Source organism: Streptomyces sp. NPDC048057, from assembly GCF_040653095.1.
Classification (GTDB): Bacteria; Actinomycetota; Actinomycetes; order Streptomycetales; family Streptomycetaceae; genus Streptomyces.
Genome location: NZ_JBEZNF010000005.1, coordinates 154,084 through 172,200, shown reverse-complemented (window position 1 = coordinate 172,200; position 18,117 = coordinate 154,084). Strand labels below are relative to the sequence as shown.

Here is an 18,117-nt window from a genome sequence, read left to right as displayed (position 1 = left end):
CGCGCTCACGTCGCGTCCCCGGGCGTCGCCTGGGTGACCCGCGTCAACTCCGCCACCAGCTCGGCCGCCACTTCGTGGTCGAGCCCGACGATCCGTACCGGCCCCTCGGACGAGGCCGTGGTGACCGTGACGGTGGCCAGCTTGAAGGACCGCTCCAGGGGGCCGCGCACGGTGTCGACGGTCTGGATGCGGGACATCGGCGCGATGCGCCACTCCTGCCAGAGGGAGCCGGTGCGGACGTACACCGCCTCGTCGGTGACCTCCCAGCGGTGCACCCGGAACCACCAGAGGGGGAAGACGGCGGCGCAGAGCAGGGAGAGTCCGCTGAGTGCGGCAGCGGACGCCCACAGCCAGGTGCGCGCCGGGGTGATCCACAGGCCGAGGAGGCCCGGCACGGTGGCGACCACGACCGCGGCGATCAGCCACTGCGTCAGCCACCAGCCGACGGCCCGGCGGTCCAGTGCGTTCCTCGGCGGTCGCAGTCGCACCGCCGTCTCCCCCGTGGCCATGACGTCAACGCCCCCGTAGTGTCCGGTACTTCGCCGCGAGCGCGGCCGTCGAGCTGTCGAGCCCCTCGCCGCCGACGCCCTCGGTCAGCACCGGCTCGATCTTCTTCGCGAGCACCTTGCCGAGCTCCACGCCCCACTGGTCGAAGGAGTCGATGTGCCAGACGGCGCCCTGGACGAAGACCTTGTGCTCGTACAGCGCGATCAACTGGCCGAGCACGGAAGGGGTGAGTTCGTCCGCCAGGATCGTGGTCGTGGGGTGGTTGCCCTGGAAGGTCTTGTGCGGGACCAGCTCCGGCGGCACGCCCTCCGCGCGCACCTCCTCCGGGGTCTTGCCGAAGGCGAGGGCCTGCGTCTGGGCGAAGAAGTTCGCCATCAGCAGGTCGTGCTGGGCGGCCAGGCCGGGCGACAGGTCGGCGGAGGGCCTGGCGAAGCCGATGAAGTCCGCGGGGATGACCTTGGTGCCCTGGTGGATCAGCTGGTAGTAGGCGTGCTGACCGTTCGTGCCGGGGGTGCCCCACACCACGGGGCCGGTCTGCCAGTCCACCGGCTGCCCGTCGCGGTCCACCGACTTGCCGTTCGACTCCATGTCGAGCTGCTGGAGGTACGCGGTGAACTTGCTCAGATAGTGCGAGTACGGCAGCACGGCGTGCGACTGGGCGTCGAAGAACGCGCCGTACCAGATGCCGAGCAGGCCGAGCAGCAGCGGCGCGTTCTCCTCGAAGGGCGCGGTGCGGAAGTGCTCGTCGACGAGGTGGAAGCCGTCGAGCATCTCCCGGAAGCGCTCCGGGCCGATCGCGATCATCAGGGAGAGGCCGATGGCGGAGTCGAACGAGTAGCGCCCGCCGACCCAGTCCCAGAACTCGAACATGTTCGCCGTGTCGATGCCGAAGTCGGCGACCTTCCCGGCGTTGGTCGACAGGGCCACGAAGTGCCGGGCGACGCCTTCCTGACCGGCGTTCAGCTCGCCGAGCAGCCAATCGCGGGCGGACGTGGCGTTGGTGATGGTCTCGATCGTGGTGAAGGTCTTGGAGGCGACGACGAACAGCGTCTCCTCCGCGTCCAGGTCGCGCACCGCCTCGTGGAGGTCGGCGCCGTCCACGTTCGACACGAAACGGAACGTCAGGTCGCGCGCGGTGTAGGGGCGCAGGACCTCGTACGCCATGGCGGGGCCGAGGTCGGAGCCGCCGATGCCGATGTTGACCACGTTCTTGACGGGCTTGCCGGTGTGTCCGGTCCAGGAGCCGGCGCGGACCTGCTCGGCGAAGGCGGCCATCCGGTCGAGCACCGCGTGCACCTCGGGGACCACGTCCTCGCCGTCGACCTCGACGACGGAGCCGCGCGGGGCGCGCAGCGCGGTGTGCAGGACGGCGCGGTCCTCGGTGACGTTGATCTTCTCGCCGCGGAACATCGCGTCCCGCAGCCCCGCGACGTCCGTGGCCACCGCCAACTCGCGCAGCAGCGCCAGGGTCTCGTCGGTCACCAGGTGCTTCGAGTAGTCGACGTGGAGGTCACCGACGCGCAGGACGTGGGAGCTGCCGCGCTCCGGATCGGCGGCGAACAGCTCCCGCAGATGGGTCTGTCCCAGCTGCTCGCGGTGCTTGCCGAGCGCGATCCACTCGGGGGTCTGGTTGAGCCGGGTACGGCCCGTTGCGTTCACTCGGACATCAGCTCGCTTCGTCTCGTGCCTGACTGGCGCCCCACCGCCCCAACCTAAATGATCAGGAGGGCCGCGAGGCGCCCACGAAGGCGCTGCGCACGCTCCGTGTTCACCTGACTCAGAACCGTAAGCGACGGCACTGACAGTCGGGCACTGTGGCCAACCGAGGAGGCCCGGCAAAAAATCCGTGGCGGCGGGACCTGCACCAGGCCGGCACATGCGTCCGGCCGGGCACCTCTCGGTGTCCCGGCCGGATGTCGTGTCTAGGGCCTGTCTTGCGGATCTTGCTGGGCTCGCGTGCCCTGGCACCGCGCCTCTCCCCCGTAGCCCTTCGAGCACGGGAGGGACCCCCAGCGTTGTCGTCGGTCGCCGACACTCCGCGTCGACTCCCTCCTCCGCCTTGCGATCCACGGCACCAGACCCCTCCCCCTACGCCCAGAGGGCGTGGGGGAACCCCCATTCACCCAGCCTGATCCATAAGACAGGCCCTAGATCTCGCCCCGCAGTTTGGCAAGGGCCTCGGCGAGGATCGCTTCGCCGTCCGCGTCGCTGCGCCGTTCCCGTACGTACGCCAGGTGCGTCTTGTACGGCTCCGTGCGCGGCGGGTCCGGTGGGTTGTCCCGGTCCTGGCCGGCCGGGAACCCGCAGCGCGGACAGTCCCACGTGTCGGGGACCTGTGCGTCACTGGCGAAGCTCGGCTGCGTCTCGTGCCCGTTCGAGCACCAGAAGGAGATGCGCAGGCGCGGCGCGGACTCGCCGCGCTCGGCCTCGCCCATCGGCCCCGCCCCGACCCGGCTTCCCCGGATCGCGTTGCCACTTGCCACGGTCGTAACTCCCTGCGTGATGGTGCTGCACAGCGTCTCACAGCGGCTGCGCCGCGGTGCCCCAGTCTACGTAAGGCCCAACGCCCGTCCAGTCGTTGGAGTTACCCCCGTCCCGCGCGGAGGCGTCGGACGGAGTCCAGCGGCGTCAGTCGTTCAGCTTCATCAGCAGGCCGAGGGCGACGATGCAGGCGAACCACAACACGCCGACGATGAGCGTGATGCGGTCGAGGTTGCGCTCGGCTACCGACGAGCCGCCGACGGAGGACTGCATGCCGCCGCCGAACATGTCGGAGAGGCCGCCGCCCTTCCCCTTGTGCATCAGCACCAGCAGCATCAGCAGCAGGCTGAAGACGATCAGGGCGATCGAGAACCCCATAACCACGGCTGGACCCTACTTCCTGGCAAATCTTGAGGTGACTGGGTGACTAGGTGACTACCGACTGCGGGGACCCCGGCCGCGAGCGGCCCCGGGTCCCCGCAAGGGTACGACGGATCGGCGCTACCGCATACTCACTGGTCGCGGAAGCGAACGATCTTGACGAACTCGTCGGAGTCCAGCGCGGCCCCGCCCACCAGGGCGCCGTCCACGTCGGGCTTCGCCATGATCGCGGCCACGTTCCCGGACTTCACGGAGCCGCCGTACTGGATGCGGACCTTGTCGGCCAGTTCCTGGGAGTACAGCTCGGCGAGCCGGCCGCGGATGGCCGCGCAGACCTCCTGCGCGTCCTCGGGGGTGGCGACCTCACCGGTGCCGATGGCCCAGACGGGCTCGTACGCGATGACGATCTGCTCGGCCTGCTCGGCGGGGACGTCCTTCAGGCCGCCGTCGAGCTGTCCGAGGGTGTGCGCCACCTGCTCGCCCGCCTTGCGGACCTCCAGCGGCTCGCCGATGCAGAGGATGGGCGTGATGCCGTGCCGGAATGCGGCCTTCACCTTGGCGTTGCAGACCTCGTCCGTCTCGGCGTGGTACTGGCGCCGCTCGGAGTGGCCGACGGCGACGTACGCGCACTTCAGCTTGGCGAGCATGGTGCCGGAGATCTCGCCGGTGTAGGCGCCGGAGTCGTGCGCCGAGATGTCCTGGGCGCCGTACTTGATCTTCAGCTTGTCGCCGTCGACCAGGGTCTGCACGGAGCGCAGGTCGGTGAAGGGCGGCAGGACCGCGACCTCCACGGCGTCGTAGTCCTTGTCGGCGAGTGCGAAGGCGAGCTTCTGGACGTGGGCGATGGCCTCCAGGTGGTTGAGGTTCATCTTCCAGTTGCCCGCCATCAGCGGGGTGCGGTTACTCATGTGCTTGATCAGTCCTCCAGTGCGGCGAGGCCGGGAAGCGTCTTGCCTTCGAGGTATTCGAGGCTGGCGCCGCCGCCGGTCGAAATGTGGCCGAATGCCTTCTCGTCGAAGCCCAGCGTCCGCACGGCGGCGGCGGAGTCCCCGCCGCCGACCACGGAGAACGCCGGGGAGTCGACGAGCGCCTGGGCGACGGCCCTGGTGCCCTCGGCGTAGTCGGGGTGTTCGAAGACGCCCATGGGGCCGTTCCAGAAGACGGTGGCCGCGTCGGCGAGCTTCGTTGCGTACAGCTTGCGGGTCTCGGGACCGATGTCCAGACCCTCCTGGTCGGCCGGGATGGCGTCCGCGGCGACGGTGGTGGGGTGGGCCGGGGCCTTGGTCTTGAGGTCCGGGAACCCGGGGGCCACCAGGACGTCGACGGGGAGCACGAACTCCACGCCCTTGTCCTTCGCCCGCGCGAGGTAGTCCTGGACGACCGGGACCTGGTCCTCCTGGAGCAGCGACGTGCCGACCTCGTGGCCCTCGGCCTTGAGGAAGGTGTACGCCATGCCGCCGCCGATCAGGATCCGGTCGGCCTTCTCCAGCAGGTTCTCGATGACTCCGAGCTTGTCGGAGACCTTGGCGCCGCCGAGGACGACGGCGTACGGGCGCCGGACCTCCTCGGTGAGCTTCTTCAGGACCCCGACCTCGGTGGCGATCAGGTACCCGGCCGCGTGGGGCAGCCGGGCGGGCAGGTCGTACACCGAGGCGTGCTTGCGGTGGACGGCGCCGAAGCCGTCGCCCACGTACAGGTCGGCGAGTTCGGCGAGCCGGTCGGCGAAGGCGCCCCGCTCCGCGTCGTCCTTGCTGGTCTCGCCGGGGTTGAAGCGCAGGTTCTCGACCACCGCGACCTGCCCGTCGGCCAGGCCGGCGACGACGGACTTCGCGGACTCGCCGACGGTGTCGGTGGCGAAGGCGACCTCCTGGCCCAGCAGTTCGCCGAGCCGGGCGGCGGCCGGGGCCAGGGAGAAGGCCGGGTCCGGGGCGCCCTTGGGACGGCCCAGGTGCGAGGCCACCACGACGCGCGCGCCCGCGTCGGCGAGCTTGGCGACCGTCGGCACGACGGCGCGGATGCGGCCGTCGTCGGTGATCGCGGTGCCGTCGAGCGGCACGTTGAGGTCGGCGCGGACGAATACCCGCTTGCCGGCTACCCCATCGGCCAGCAGCTGGTCGATCGTCTTCATGCTGAGAACTCCTCGGGAGGGCTGGACGTGCGACAGGGCCCGGGCCGCGCGACCTTGCGCTGCCCGAGCCCGTTCGCTCACATCGTGGTGCTCTGGTGGCCTTGCGGTGCTGGGCTGTGCGGGGCCGAGCCGGGCGGGGCCGTCAGAGCGTTCGGAGCTTTCAGAGCTGGTTGCCGACGAAGACCGTGAGGTCGACGAGGCGGTTGGAGTAACCCCACTCGTTGTCGTACCAGCCGAGGATCTTGACCGAGTTGCCCTCCTGGACCATGGTCAGGGAGGAGTCGAAGGTGCAGGACGCCGGGTCGCTCACGATGTCCGAGGAGACGATGGGGTCCTCGGTGTAGGCGATGATGCCCTGGAACTCGCCCTCGGCGGCCTTCTTGAACGCGGCGTTCACCTCGTCCTTGGTGACCTCGCGGGAGAGCTCGACGACCAGGTCGGTGGCGGAGCCGGTGGGGACCGGGACGCGCATCGCGATGCCGTCCAGCTTGCCCTTCAGCTGCGGCAGGACCAGGGCGGTGGCCTTGGCGGCACCGGTGGTCGTCGGGATGATGTTCTCCGCGGCGGCGCGGGCGCGGCGCAGGTCCTTGTGCGGGAAGTCCAGGATCCGCTGGTCGTTGGTGTAGGCGTGGACCGTGGTCATCAGACCGCGGACGATGCCGAAGTTCTCGTCGAGGACCTTGGCCATCGGCGCCACGCAGTTGGTGGTGCAGGACGCGTTCGAGATGACGTTGTGCTGCGCCGGGTCGTACTTGTCCTGGTTGACGCCCATGACGATGGTGATGTCCTCGCCGCTGGCCGGAGCCGAGATGAGGACCTTCTTGGCGCCGCCGGCGATGTGCTTCTCGGCGTCGGCCTTCTTGGTGAAGATGCCGGTCGACTCGATGACGATGTCGACGCCCAGGTCGCCCCAGGGGATGTCCGCCGGGTTCCGCTCGGAGAGGACCTTGATGGTGTGGCCACCGACGGTGATCGTGTCGGCGGTGTGGGACACCTCGGCCTTGAGGCGGCCGAGGATGGTGTCGTACTTCAGCAGATGCGCCGTGGTCGCGGTGTCACCCAGGTCGTTGACAGCCACGATCTCGATGTCTGCACCCTGCTCCAGCAGCGCGCGGAAGTAGTTACGACCGATGCGGCCAAAGCCGTTGATGCCTACGCGGATCGTCACGAACCGATCTCCTCGTTGGTACGCCGACTCGATGCCGGCGAGCTGTATTGGGATGTCCCCGACCGCTTACGACCCTACCTCTCGGGACGCCGCGAAGTGACATCGGAGGGTCGGTCCACGACCACGGCGGTCCATACCAATCGGTAGGGAGCACGGACCGCCGCAAGCCCTGGCGAAAGGGTCACAATCCGCTACGGTGCGTTAGCGCCCAAGTGCGCCCAGTGCCGCTCCGATGAGCTTCTTACGGTCGTCCCGACCGGCCGCGTGCTCCAGTCCGAAGCCCAGCAGCACGCTGTCCCGGGTGGTCACTGCGCTGGCCGAGGGGTACTGGTCCTGGCTGCGCTGCCAACTCCCGCGCGGCGCCGGACTGCCCGCCGGCGAGCCGCTGGACGTCCACGGTCCGAGGGTCGTCTCGAAGCCGCCGTCGCCCGCGCCGCCCGCGCCGGTGACCAGCCGGGTGTCGTCCACGAAGACGCCGCGTCCGCCGTCGCCGGGGTCGGTGACGTACGAGACGTGGACCTCGATCTGCTTGCCCGCGTAGGCGCTCAGGTCGAAGGACGCGGCCCGCCAGCCGTCGGACGCGCCGGTGAAGGCGTGCCAGGCGCCCGTGCTGCCGGTCGCCGTGCAGCCGGTGGAGCCGACCGTGAGGTAGTGGCGCAGGAAGGGGTGCTGGTTGACGTAGAAGGCCCGGTCGCACTGGGTGGGCACGGTGCTCGTGGTGCCGCCGTTGCGGTCCGGGAGGGTCGTCCAGTCCTCCTGTCCCACGGTGCGGACCTCGACGATCGCGTTGTCGAAGCCGCGTTCGGTGTTGAAGCTCAGCTGCATGTCCAGCCGCGGCTGCTGCCCCGCGGTGGTGCCGGTGAGGTCCACACTGCGACTGAGTCTCATCCAGGAGGAGTTGCGGTGGGCCGCCACCGCGTACCACTGGCCCTCGTACGGCGAGAACGGCATCCGTACGCCCGGGTAGTCGCCCGCCGCCGCGCTGCGGAACTGCGGGAACTGCGCCGGCGGCAGGGAGTCGGAGGTGACGGTGTACGCGCCGGCCGCGTCCAGCGGGTTGCCGGGGGCGTCGCCGAGCCGGGCGCCGGCGCCGGCGAGGCGGCCCGCCCCGGCGTAGGAGTTCACTCCACCGAGGGACGCTCGCCCGGAGGCACCGAGGTAGTACTGGGCGAAGTCGTCGCTGACCGCGCCGCCGAGGTCGACGTCCCCGCCGGCCCGCTCACCGGTGGTGACCACCTTCCCGCCCTCGTTGACGAAGGCGCGCACGGACCGGGTGACGTCCCAGGACGGGGCGGCTGCGCCGGTGTACCAGACGGCGGTGCCGAAGTGGCTGAGGACGCCGAGCGGGTGCGGCACGCCCTGCGTCGCGACGTCCCAGACCGCGGAGCGCTTCTTGTTGTCGGCCAGTGCGGTGGTGTACGCGTCGACGTTCCGGGCCGGGGCGGTGCCGCCCTCCTCGGCGACCACCAGCACGTCGGCGCGCGGCCGTTCGGCGACGGTGTAGGCGAAGGGCTCGCTGGAGACCCGTTCGCCCTGGCGCGTACGGCCGGTGAACCACACCTCGACGCGGTCGCCGACCCCGCCGTCCTCGACCTCGGCGCGGTACTCGTCGAAGCGGACGTTGTCGTCGCCGCCGAAGGACTCGCCGCCCTTCCAGGGCTCCAGGTCCTCGGACTGGACCCGACCGCCGTTGACGCGGTACTTCAGCTCCTTGTCGCGCAGGGACTTGCGGGCGACGACGGAGACCTCCTGGTCGCCGCCGCGGGCGTACGAGACGGTGAACGGGTCGGGCGTGAAGTCCGCGGCCTCGTTCCCCAGCGAGGAGGCGGGCCGGTCCGGGGTGAGCGAGGACTCGGCGACGGAGAGCGCGAAGGGCACGTTCTTGGCGAACTCCTGCTGGATCAGCTTCTCGTCGTCCGGGAAGGTGAAGACGGAGGCACAGTCCGCGGCGTTCCAGGCGTCGTCGGGGTCGACCCGGGACGCGGTGGCGCAGGTCGACATCTCGGGGGTGAACATCATCATTCCGTTGACGTTCGCCGCGTGGCCGTCGGCCTCGCCGTTGGTGATGTACAGCTCGGAGGAGACCTGCGGGCGGTAGCCGGGGATCGCGGGCTTCGCGGGGGTGCCGGCGAGCGCCGCGTACGCCACGTCGTCGGGGGTGCCGGTGGCCACCTGCCAGCCCACCCCGTAGAGGATCAGCTCGGCCGCGGAGTGGTAGTTAATGCCGTACTCGAAGCCGATGCGCTTCTGGAAGGCGTCAAGCGCCCGGGTCTCGGGCTCGGAGCCGGGTCCGGAGCCGCGGTAGGTCTCGTCGAAGGGGTCGGGGGACGAACCCTCGTTGTCGTAACCCCACTTGTAGGCGAAGTTCCGGTTGAGGTCGACGCCGTCGCCGGCGGATATGGTGCCGTCGCCGTTGTTGTCGCGCATGTTCTTGCGCCACTGGCGCTCGGTGGTGCCGGTGAAGGTGTAGTCGTAGCCGTCGGGGTTGGCCGAGAGCACGAACCACAGCTCGGAGGTGTCCACGAGCCGGGTGATGCGCGGGTCCTTGCCGTAGTTGTCGAGGTAGTGGTGCATCAGCCGCCGGTTCATCTCCGGGGTGATCCACTCGCGCGCGTGCTGGTTGGACAGGTAGAGCGTGGCGGGCTTGGCGCCGTCGCGGGTCGTCTTCGCGCCCTTGCTGATCTTGAGCGCGAGGATGTCCTGGCCCTTGACGGTCTTGCCGATGCTGATCGCCTTGGTGAGCGCGGGGTGGGCCCGCGCCGTGGCGAGGACCTCGCCCTTCAGACCGCCGTCGCCGTCGTACGGGCGGAAGACCCCGTCGCCCGCGGCCGCGACGCGCTTGCGGGCGGCGGCGGAGACGGTGTGCTCCTTGATGCCGACGCCCGCTTCCCGCAGCTCACCGGCCTGCCGGTCGGTGAGGTACAGCTCCACCGTGGCGGTGCCCTCGTCGGGTATCCGCTCGCTGAACTCGTGGCCGTCGGCGCCCGCGGCCAGCAGCAGGGGGACCTGCTCCTTGGTCACGGAGGCCCGCCAGACGCCCAGTGCGTCCCCGCTCTCCCCGCCCTTGGTCCCGGTCCCTGATTGCGCCTGTGCGATCGGTGCCGCCGCCAATGCGGCGGTCAGCAGTGAAAGAGCCGCGAGGATGGATCTGGTCCTGCGTCTCATGGACCCCCCCTTACTGGTACGTGATACGTGCCGGAAGGTGAACGGGAGTCAGACTGTTCACGGCCCATGCGCATGTCAATACGACCAGCGGGGGGAAGCCGGCCCGGGGGTCGGGGCGGGGTCAGCCCACCAGGCCCTCGGCCATCTCCTCGGTGAGGTTGGCCTCCGTGCCGGGGATGCCCAGGTCCTGGGCGCGCTTGTCCGCCATGGCGAGCAGGCGGCGGATGCGGCCGGCGACCGCGTCCTTGGTCAGCGGCGGGTCCGCGAGCGCGCCCAGCTCCTCCAGCGACGCCTGCTTGTGCTCCATGCGGAGCCGGCCGGCCGCGGCGAGGTGCTCGGGGACCTCGTCGCCGAGGATCTCCAGGGCGCGCTGCACCCGGGCGCCGGCGGCGACGGCCGCCCGCGCGGAACGCCGCAGGTTGGCGTCGTCGAAGTTGGCGAGGCGGTTGGCGGTGGCGCGGACCTCGCGGCGCATCCGCCGCTCCTCCCAGGCCAGCACCGACTCGTGCGCACCGAGCCGGGTGAGCAGGGCGCCGATGGCGTCGCCGTCACGGACGACGACCCGGTCCACGCCGCGTACCTCGCGCGCCTTGGCGGCGATGGAGAGCCGGCGCGCCGCACCGACGAGCGCGAGGGCCGCCTCGGGGCCGGGGCAGGTGACCTCCAGGGAGGAGGAGCGGCCCGGCTCGGTCAGGGAGCCGTGGGCCAGGAAGGCGCCGCGCCATGCCGCCTCGGCGTCGCACGTGGCGCCGGAGACCACCTGGGGCGGCAGTCCGCGGATGGGCCGGCCGCGCCCGTCCACCAGTCCGGTCTGCCGGGCGAGCTGGTCGCCGCCGGCCACCACCCGGACCACGTACCGCGAGCCGCGCCGCAGCCCGCCGGGGGCCATCACCATCAGCTCGGAGCCGTGGCCGAAGATCTCCAGGATGTCCCGCTTGAGCCGGCGCGCGGCGATGCCCGTGTCCAGCTCGGCCTCGATCACGATGCGCCCGCTCACCAGGTGCAACCCGCCCGCGAACCGCAGGATCGCCGAGACCTCCGCCTTCCTGCAGCAGGTCCGGGTGACGGGAAGCCGGGAGATCTCGTCCTTCACCGCTGCCGTCATCGCCATGGGCCGATCCTTCCATGCATCCGAAAAATACGGTCGTACGCGGCGGCCAGTAGCTCCGGGTCGTGCTTCGGAACCCCTCCCCCGGCGCCTTCGCCCACGGCGGAGGTCTTGCCGGCGACGGCCACGGGGGCCAGCTCGACCGCGGCCCCGAGGCGCTTGGCGGCGTCGACGAGCAGTTCGCGGTCGGGCACGGCGGCCTCGTCGGCCAGCACCACGTCCAGGGTGAGTTTAGGCGCGTGTCGTCCCAAAACCTCCAAATGACGCTGCGGAGAGAACCCATCTGTTTCGCCGGGTTGGGGAGCGAGGTTGAGCGAGAGGACCCGGCGGGCCTTGGTCTCCACCAGGGCGTCCAGCAGTTCCGGCACCAGGAGGTGCGGAATCACGGAGGAGAACCAGGACCCCGGGCCGAGAACCACCCAGTCGGCATCCAGGACAGCGGCGACGGCCTCGGGCACGGCGGGCGGGTCGTGCGGCACGAGGTGCACGGACTGCACCTCGCCGGGCGTGAGGGCGACCGTGGCCTGTCCCCGTACGGTCTCCAGCAGGTCCGGGCTGGCCGGGTCGTGGCCGCGCACCAGGGCCTGGAGCTCCAGCGGCACGGCTGACATCGGCAGCACCCGGCCGTGCGCGCCGAGGAGCCGGCCGACCAGGTCCAGGGCCTGGACGTGGTCGCCCAGCTGTTCCCACAGGGCGACGATGAGGACGTTGCCCACGGCGTGGTCGTGCAGGTCGCCCTGGGAGTGGAAGCGGTGCTGGATCACCCGGGACCAGGTCTGGCCCCACTCGTCGTCGCCGCACAGGGCGGCCAGGGCCTTGCGCAGGTCGCCGGGGGGCAGGACGCCCAGCTCCTCGCGCAGTCGCCCGCTGGAGCCGCCGTCGTCGGCCACGGTGACGACGGCGGTGAGGTCCCCCGTGATGCGGCGCAGGGCCGCGAGGGACGCGGACAGCCCCCGGCCGCCGCCGAGGGCGACGACCTTGGGCTGGGCCCCGCGCTTGCGCAGGGTGGGGATGCGACTGGAGCGGCGGGACCGTCGCAGGCGCGGGGGCTGTACGGTCACTCGCGCCCCATGTCCCGGTGGACGACGACGGTCTCGACCCCGGCGGAGGAGAGCCGGGCGGCCAGCTTCTCGGCGGTGGCGACGGAGCGGTGCTTGCCGCCCGTGCAGCCGACGGCGATGGTGACGTACCGCTTGCCCTCGCGGCGGTAGCCGGCGGCGATCAGCTGGAGCAGCTCCGTGTAGCGGTCCAGGAACTCCTTGGCACCGGGCTGGTTGTAGACGTAGTTCGACACCTCTTCGTTCAGTCCGGTGAAGGGGCGCAGCTCGGGGACCCAGTGCGGATTGGGCAGGAAGCGCATGTCCACGACGAGGTCGGCGTCCACCGGCAGGCCGTACTTGAAGCCGAAGGACATCACGGTGGCCCGCAGCTCGGGCTCCTCGTCGCCGGCGAACTGGGCGTCCATCTTGGCGCGCAGCTCGTGCACGTTCAGGCTGGAGGTGTCGATGACCAGGTCGGCGTCGCCGCGCAGCTCGCGCAGCAGGTCCCGCTCGGCGGCGATGCCGTCGACGATGCGGCCGTCGCCCTGGAGGGGGTGCGGCCGGCGGACCGACTCGAAGCGGCGGACCAGGGCCTCGTCGGAGGACTCCAGGAACACGATCCGCCGGGTGACCTGCTTGGCGTCCAGGTCGGCGAGGGATTCGCGCAGGTTGTCGAAGAAGCGGCGGCCCCGGACGTCGACCACGACGGCGATCCGGGCGACGTTGCCCTGGGAGCGCGCGCCGAGTTCGACCATGGTGGGGATCAGGGCCGGTGGGAGGTTGTCGACGACGAACCACCCCAGGTCCTCCAGACACTTGGCCGCGGTGCTGCGGCCAGCGCCGGACATGCCGGAGATGATGACCAGCTCTGGGATGGCTGCCTCCGCAGCCGCGTTGGGCTCGGTGCCGGTGCCCGTACTCACGTGTGCCGCTCCGTCTTCGTGGTGCTCGTTCATCTCTTACTTCCCCCGTCGTTCTCGTCCATGATCTCTCCTGTTGCCGTGTTCACGGCAGGGGCGGCGGGTGCCGCCTGGGCGAGGGCCACGACCACGGACTCGGCGGTCTTGCGGCCCATGCCCGGTACCTCGCAGATCTGCTCGATTGTGGCGCCTTTGAGGCGCTTGACCGAGCCGAAATGCTTGATGAGCGCTTGTTTCCGCGTCTCACCGAGGCCGGGGACGTCGTCGAGGGGGCTGGTGCGGATCCGCTTGGTGCGCTTGGAGCGCTGGTAGCGGATGGCGAAGTCGTGGGCGGTGTCGCGGATGCGCTGGAGCAGGTAGAGGCCCTCGCTGGAGCGCGGCAGGACCACCGGGTCGTCGTCGCCGGGCAGCCAGACCTCCTCCAGGCGCTTGGCGAGGCCGCAGACGGCGACGTCGTCGATGCCCAGCTCGTCCAGGGCGCGCTGGGCGGCGGCGACCTGGGGCGCGCCGCCGTCGACCACCACGAGCTGGGGCGGGTAGGCGAACCTCTTGGGCCGGCCGTCCTCGTCCCGGCCCGCGGCGCCGGCCGGGGCGCCGTCCGGTGCTGCGTCGTCGGCACCCTCCGCGGACGCGTCGTCGGCGCCGATCCACTCGCCCGTCTTGTCCTTCTCGGCGAGGTAGCGCCGGAAGCGGCGCCCGATGACCTCGTGCATGGAGCGGACGTCGTCCTGCCCCTCGAAGCCCTTGATCTGGAAGCGGCGGTACTCGCTCTTGCGGGGCAGGCCGTCCTCGAAGACGACCATGGAGGCGACGACGTCCTGGCCCTGGAGGTGGGAGACGTCGAAGCACTCGATCCGCAGCGGCGCCGAGTCCAGGTCCAGGGCCTCGGCGATCTCCTCCAGGGCGCGGGAGCGGGTGGTGAGGTCGCTGGCGCGCTTGGTCTTGTGCAGGGCGAGGGCCTGCTCGGCGTTGCGCGCGACCGTCTCCATCAGGGCCTTCTTGTCGCCGCGCTGCGGTACGCGCAGGGAGACCTGGGAGCCGCGCCGCTCGCCGAGCCACTGGCCGACCGCGTCCGGATTGACGGGCAGGGCGGGGACCAGGACCTCCTTGGGCACGGCGTCGCCGCGCTCCTCGCCGTACAGCTGCTGGAGGGCGTGCTCGACGAGGCCGGCGGTGTCCACGGCCTCGACCTTGTCGGTGACCCAGCCGCGCTGGCCGCGCACGCGTCCGCCGCGGACGTGGAAGATCTGGACGGCGGCCTCCAGCTCGTCCTCGGCGACGGCGATCAGGTCGGCGTCGGTCGCGTCGGCGAGCACGACGGCGTTCTTCTCCAGGGCGCGGCGCAGCGCCGTTATGTCGTCGCGCAGCCGGGCCGCGCGCTCGTACTCCATCTCCTCCGCGGCGGCCGTCATCTCCTTCTCCAGCCGGCGCAGGTACGTGCCGGTGCGGCCGGCCATGAAGTCGCAGAACTCCTCGGCCAGTTCGCGGTGCTCCTCGGGGGTGACGCGGCCGACGCAGGGCGCGGAGCACTTCCCGATGTAGCCCAGCAGGCAGGGGCGGCCCTTTTGCCGGTGGTTCTTGAACACGCCGGCGGAGCAGGTGCGGACGGGGAAGACGCGCAGCATCAGGTCGACGGTCTCGCGGATGGCCCACGCGTGGCCGTACGGGCCGAAGTAGCGCACGCCCTTCCGCTTGGCCCCGCGCATCACCTGGACGCGGGGGAACTCCTCGTTCAGCGTGACCGCGAGGTACGGATAGCTCTTGTCGTCGCGGTACTTGACGTTGAACCGGGGGTCGAACTCCTTGATCCAGGAGTACTCCAGCTGGAGCGCCTCGACCTCGGTGGACACGACGGTCCACTCCACGGACGCCGCGGTGGTGACCATGGTGGCGGTCCGAGGGTGGAGATTGGCCACGTCCTGGAAGTAGTTGGCGAGGCGGGAGCGCAGGTTCTTGGCCTTGCCGACGTAGATCACCCGGCGGTGGTCGTCGCGGAACTTGTAGACCCCCGGGGAGTCGGGGATCTCTCCCGGCTTGGGGCGGTAGCTGGAGGGGTCTGCCATACCGCCACCCTACTTGCGGGCACCGACAGAGCGGGCCTGGTGCGGGCGGCTGCCGACGGGGAGCGCGGCCACGCGCGAGGGCCCGGGGCCGGCCGCGCTCGCACGGGCCGGCCCCGGGCCGCGGAACGCCGGCCCGACGCCCTCGTGCGGGCGTCGGGCCGGGTTCCGGGCAGAGCCCCGTACCCCCCGGCCGGGGCTCTGCTTCCGCAGGGGACGCGTCACCCCCGGAAACGGGACGGGGGGTCCCGGCGGGACGCGTCCCTCTGGGAACAGGGCCGTCAGACCCGGTGCGCGCTCCGGCGGCGGCGCAGGGCCGCGAAGCCGGTGAGGGCGAGCACCGTGACCGCCCCGGCACCGGCGGCGGCGGAGGCCGCGGTCACCGCGGAGCCGCCGTTGGCCGCCGCGCGGTCGGCGCGTTCGACCGGTCCGGCCGGCGCTCCGCCGTCGGTCGCGGACGTGGCGCCGTTCGCCGCCGCGTCGTAGCCGCCCGCGAAGCCCTTCTTGGCGTAGGCGGAGCCGGGCAGCTTGTCGCCGTACGCGGCGGTGACCCGGTTCTGGTACGCGGCGAGGGTGGTGCCGCGGGCCCCGACGGCACGGGTCGCGTCCTCGTCGAGCGGCAGCACCCGGCTGCCCTTGGTGACGTACCAGGAGTCCGTCTGCGGCTCGCGGAACACGGTCCCGCCGGGCAGCTTCGCCGCGCCCGCCCGTGCGTAGCGGAACTCGTCGTCACCGGTGGCGATGTTGATCACCTCCCAGCCGGTGCCGCCGCGCGCCGTCCACACGGACGCCTTCTGGCCGTCCGCCGAGACGGCCGGCGTGGCCAGGAACTCGGTCCGGGCCACCGGGGCGCCCGGCTTCTTGGCCACGAAGTCCGGGGAGAGGGTGAGGACAGGGACCGTCGCGCCCTCCGCCCGCGGCTGGGCCGCCGAGCGGGCCACCACTCCGTCCCGCGCGAAGAAGCGGGAGAGGGTGTCCAGGGTGGCGGGGGCGGTGGCCGCCGCACGGGCCGCCGTCACCTCGGCCGCGGTGGCGGCCACGGGCGCGGGGTCGGCGGTGGTGGCGGCCCGGGCCGTACCGGTACCGGCGCCCAGGGCGCCGAGCGCGAGGCACGCGACGGCGGCGGCGGTGACGGCCGACCGGGTCGTGCCGGAGGGACGCGGGGTCGCCGGCGTCCGTGCGGAGTCAGGGGTCCGCTTCATCGCTCTCACGCTCCGATCCGGTACAGCGAGTGGGTCCAGGAGAACGAGTTGTTGTTCACGTACCAGGAGTGCGAGGCCCAGTTGTAGCGTGAACTCGTCTGCCAGGGATCGCCCCAGTAGACCCAGCTGTTGGCGGTGTCATAACCGTAGATGACGTGCATGTGCCCGCCGCCGCTGGACCACTGGATGCGGGTCTCGATCGGCCGGTTGGCGTTGATCTCGCTCTGGACTGCGGAGTAGCGCAGCCAGTCGCCTATGTACGAACCGGGGTTGACGCCCGCCCAGCGCAACCCGGTCTGCACGTTCGCCAGCGTGGCCTGCGAGTTGGGGCACTGACCGCTCTGCGGGCGGTTGAAGGCCGCGTTGCAGAACTGGTTCTGGGAGTAGGAACGCCCGTAGTACGCGGCGATGGTGTTGCCGGCCGCCGCCCAGCACCAGTTGGTCTTCAGCTGGGCCTGCATGGTGATGTCGAGCCGCTTCGAAGCCAGCGCCGCGCGGTCGGAACCGGCGGGCTGGGCCGCGGACGTACGGCCGTCGAGGGCCGCGGCCGTCGCCGTGGCGGGGGAAGCCGTCGACAGGGGCAGGGTGAGTGTTGCGGCGAGGACGGCCGCCGCCGCGGCGAGCCGTCTCGTGGTCTTGCGCATCGCGATCCTCCCAGAGGGATGGTGGGGAGTGGAGGAGCGCGTCCGGACGCTGCCCGTTGAGCATCAATCCTTGTCGCGAGCAGGTCAACACGGTTCAATGCCGGGGGAACGGCGCTGTGAACGCGCCGTCCCGGAAGTGAACGGCCCCGAGCCGCCCCACCAGGGGCGCCGCCCGGGCCGGCGCCGGCGGGCCCCTCCCGCCGTGAACGTTCACCCCCGTTGCGTGCAGGTCGTGTGCAGGCCCTGTACGGATGTGCGCGCACCCAGTACCAGTACTGATCCGGCGCCGTTGCCGCTGCCGTCACCGCCCGGGCGCCGGGCCCACAGCTCGAACGTTGCCGTTGGAGGTCCCCATGGGTCACACCGAGGCCGATCTGGCGCAGGTGTTGCACACCGGCCCGTTCCACCTGGCGCTGCGCGCGGCCCTCGCGGTCCGCGGGCTGCCGCTCCAGCGCGTCCAGCACCACCTGGCGCACCGGGGCATCAAGGTCGGGGTCACCAGCCTCAGTTACTGGCAGCAGGGCGCCCGGCGCCCGCAGCGGCCGGAGTCGCTACGGGCCGTGCGCGCCCTGGAGGACGTGCTGGAACTGCCCGGGAACTCCCTGACCCGGCTGCTCGGCGTCGGCGAGGCGGGCGAGGTCGAGCGCCCGCCCTCGCGCTCCTTCCGCTCGCTGGTCGAGGTCTCGGGCACGGTGGAGACGCTGCTCGCGGACCTGGAGACGCCCGCGGACGGCGGACTGCACACGGTGGGCCACCACGAGCGGGTGCACATCGGGGCCGCCCGCGAACTCCTCGGACGCGACTCCCAGCACGTGGTCCGCGCCCACCGGGACGGGGTCGACCGCTACCTCGCGATCCACCACGGCGACGCGGGCTGCGACCCGGCGCGGGTCCGGGTCAGCGCCCTGGAGAACTGTCGTACGGGACGGGTCCGCTGGCACCGCGAGAGCGGCGTCGTCGTCGCCGAGCTGCTCTTCGACACCCGGCTGCGCGCCGGTGACACGTACTTCTTCGGATACGGCTTCGACGACGGCACCGGCGGCCCGAGCGCCGAGTACGTGCGCGGCTTCACCTACGCGGGCGGGCAGTACGTGCTCCAGGTGCGCTTCGACGAGGGCGCGCTGCCGGTGCGGTGCCGCAGGTTCGCCCAGGCGACCACGGGGGCGCCGCGGGGTGTGCGGACGGACCTGACGCTCAGCGGCCGGCACCGCACGGTCCACCTGGTCGAGCAGGGGGTCCGGCCGGGGATACTCGGCATCGACTGGGACTGGGAGTGAACCCGGCTGCTCTTCTGCCGCTATCCGCTGCTTTCC

General features: G+C 71.5%; 15 protein-coding genes. 1 reads left to right on the top strand and 14 read right to left on the bottom strand.

From position 1 onward, the window contains the following. Positions 1-5: 5 nt before the first annotated feature. From AB0E05_RS07525 to AB0E05_RS07460, 14 genes are all read right to left on the bottom strand, one after another. Positions 6-509, bottom strand: a complete 504-nt coding sequence (locus tag AB0E05_RS07525; RefSeq protein WP_361960308.1) for a PH domain-containing protein — start codon at positions 507-509, stop codon at positions 6-8. A 4-nt stretch (positions 510-513) separates the two neighbouring features. Further along, positions 514-2,166, bottom strand: a complete 1,653-nt coding sequence (pgi, locus tag AB0E05_RS07520) for a glucose-6-phosphate isomerase (protein ID WP_361960306.1) — start codon at positions 2,164-2,166, stop codon at positions 514-516. Between the two features lie 488 nt (positions 2,167-2,654). After that, positions 2,655-2,990 carry an RNA polymerase-binding protein RbpA gene (locus tag AB0E05_RS07515; protein WP_003957010.1) on the bottom strand — a complete coding sequence of 112 codons (336 nt, stop codon included), beginning with the start codon at positions 2,988-2,990 and terminating at the stop codon, positions 2,655-2,657. Between the two features lie 145 nt (positions 2,991-3,135). Further along, positions 3,136-3,366 (bottom strand): preprotein translocase subunit SecG, encoded by a 231-nt coding sequence (secG, locus tag AB0E05_RS07510; protein ID WP_361960570.1) that lies wholly within the window; start codon positions 3,364-3,366, stop codon positions 3,136-3,138. 134 nt (positions 3,367-3,500) lie between these two features. Then, entirely contained in the window at positions 3,501-4,277 is a 777-nt protein-coding gene (gene tpiA / locus AB0E05_RS07505) for a triose-phosphate isomerase (RefSeq protein ID WP_361960304.1), read from the bottom strand. Positions 4,278-4,285: 8 nt separating this feature from the next. Beyond that, positions 4,286-5,497 carry a phosphoglycerate kinase gene (locus AB0E05_RS07500; RefSeq protein ID WP_361960302.1) on the bottom strand — a complete coding sequence of 404 codons (1,212 nt, stop codon included), beginning with the start codon at positions 5,495-5,497 and terminating at the stop codon, positions 4,286-4,288. A 160-nt stretch (positions 5,498-5,657) separates the two neighbouring features. Further along, positions 5,658-6,665, bottom strand: coding sequence for a type I glyceraldehyde-3-phosphate dehydrogenase (gap, locus tag AB0E05_RS07495; protein WP_361960300.1), 1,008 nt, complete (start codon positions 6,663-6,665; stop codon positions 5,658-5,660). Between the two features lie 201 nt (positions 6,666-6,866). Next, positions 6,867-9,830, bottom strand: coding sequence for a M14 family zinc carboxypeptidase (locus tag AB0E05_RS07490; RefSeq protein WP_361960298.1), 2,964 nt, complete (start codon positions 9,828-9,830; stop codon positions 6,867-6,869). Positions 9,831-9,951: 121 nt separating this feature from the next. Beyond that, positions 9,952-10,941 carry a DNA-binding protein WhiA gene (whiA, locus tag AB0E05_RS07485; RefSeq protein ID WP_361537784.1) on the bottom strand — a complete coding sequence of 330 codons (990 nt, stop codon included), beginning with the start codon at positions 10,939-10,941 and terminating at the stop codon, positions 9,952-9,954. Further along, positions 10,932-11,999 carry a uridine diphosphate-N-acetylglucosamine-binding protein YvcK gene (gene yvcK / locus AB0E05_RS07480; RefSeq protein ID WP_361960295.1) on the bottom strand — a complete coding sequence of 356 codons (1,068 nt, stop codon included), beginning with the start codon at positions 11,997-11,999 and terminating at the stop codon, positions 10,932-10,934. The genes whiA and yvcK overlap by 10 nt, the downstream gene beginning before the upstream one ends. Next, a complete protein-coding gene (gene rapZ / locus AB0E05_RS07475) occupies positions 11,996-12,934 on the bottom strand; it encodes an RNase adapter RapZ (protein ID WP_361960293.1) in 939 nt (312 codons plus the stop codon). The genes yvcK and rapZ overlap by 4 nt, the downstream gene beginning before the upstream one ends. After that, positions 12,931-14,961, bottom strand: a complete 2,031-nt coding sequence (gene uvrC / locus AB0E05_RS07470; RefSeq protein WP_361960291.1) for an excinuclease ABC subunit UvrC — start codon at positions 14,959-14,961, stop codon at positions 12,931-12,933. The genes rapZ and uvrC overlap by 4 nt, the downstream gene beginning before the upstream one ends. Positions 14,962-15,239: 278 nt before the next feature. Beyond that, positions 15,240-16,160 (bottom strand): hypothetical protein, encoded by a 921-nt coding sequence (locus AB0E05_RS07465; protein ID WP_361960289.1) that lies wholly within the window; start codon positions 16,158-16,160, stop codon positions 15,240-15,242. A 5-nt stretch (positions 16,161-16,165) separates the two neighbouring features. Next, on the bottom strand, positions 16,166-16,804 hold the full coding sequence (locus AB0E05_RS07460; RefSeq protein ID WP_361960287.1) for a papain-like cysteine protease family protein: 639 nt from the start codon (positions 16,802-16,804) through the stop codon (positions 16,166-16,168). A 353-nt stretch (positions 16,805-17,157) separates the two neighbouring features. Between AB0E05_RS07460 and AB0E05_RS07455 the strand changes: the two genes are divergently transcribed. After that, positions 17,158-18,081, top strand: coding sequence for a hypothetical protein (locus AB0E05_RS07455; RefSeq protein ID WP_361960285.1), 924 nt, complete (start codon positions 17,158-17,160; stop codon positions 18,079-18,081). The last annotated feature ends 36 nt before the right edge of the window (positions 18,082-18,117 follow it).

What these genes read in the sequence shown, in the direction of transcription:
- AB0E05_RS07490 (WP_361960298.1), bottom strand. Translation starts at nt 9,830, where the DNA reads ATGAGACGCAGGACCAGATCCATCCTCGCGGCTCTTTCACTGCTGACC.
- secG (WP_361960570.1), bottom strand. Translation starts at nt 3,366, where the DNA reads ATGGGGTTCTCGATCGCCCTGATCGTCTTCAGCCTGCTGCTGATGCTG.
- AB0E05_RS07460 (WP_361960287.1), bottom strand. Translation starts at nt 16,804, where the DNA reads ATGCGCAAGACCACGAGACGGCTCGCCGCGGCGGCGGCCGTCCTCGCC.
- uvrC (WP_361960291.1), bottom strand. Translation starts at nt 14,961, where the DNA reads ATGGCAGACCCCTCCAGCTACCGCCCCAAGCCGGGAGAGATCCCCGAC.
- whiA (WP_361537784.1), bottom strand. Translation starts at nt 10,941, where the DNA reads ATGGCGATGACGGCAGCGGTGAAGGACGAGATCTCCCGGCTTCCCGTC.
- AB0E05_RS07525 (WP_361960308.1), bottom strand. Translation starts at nt 509, where the DNA reads ATGGCCACGGGGGAGACGGCGGTGCGACTGCGACCGCCGAGGAACGCA.
- tpiA (WP_361960304.1), bottom strand. Translation starts at nt 4,277, where the DNA reads ATGAGTAACCGCACCCCGCTGATGGCGGGCAACTGGAAGATGAACCTC.
- AB0E05_RS07500 (WP_361960302.1), bottom strand. Translation starts at nt 5,497, where the DNA reads ATGAAGACGATCGACCAGCTGCTGGCCGATGGGGTAGCCGGCAAGCGG.
- AB0E05_RS07455 (WP_361960285.1), top strand. Translation starts at nt 17,158, where the DNA reads ATGGGTCACACCGAGGCCGATCTGGCGCAGGTGTTGCACACCGGCCCG.
- rapZ (WP_361960293.1), bottom strand. Translation starts at nt 12,934, where the DNA reads ATGAACGAGCACCACGAAGACGGAGCGGCACACGTGAGTACGGGCACC.
- AB0E05_RS07465 (WP_361960289.1), bottom strand. Translation starts at nt 16,160, where the DNA reads ATGAAGCGGACCCCTGACTCCGCACGGACGCCGGCGACCCCGCGTCCC.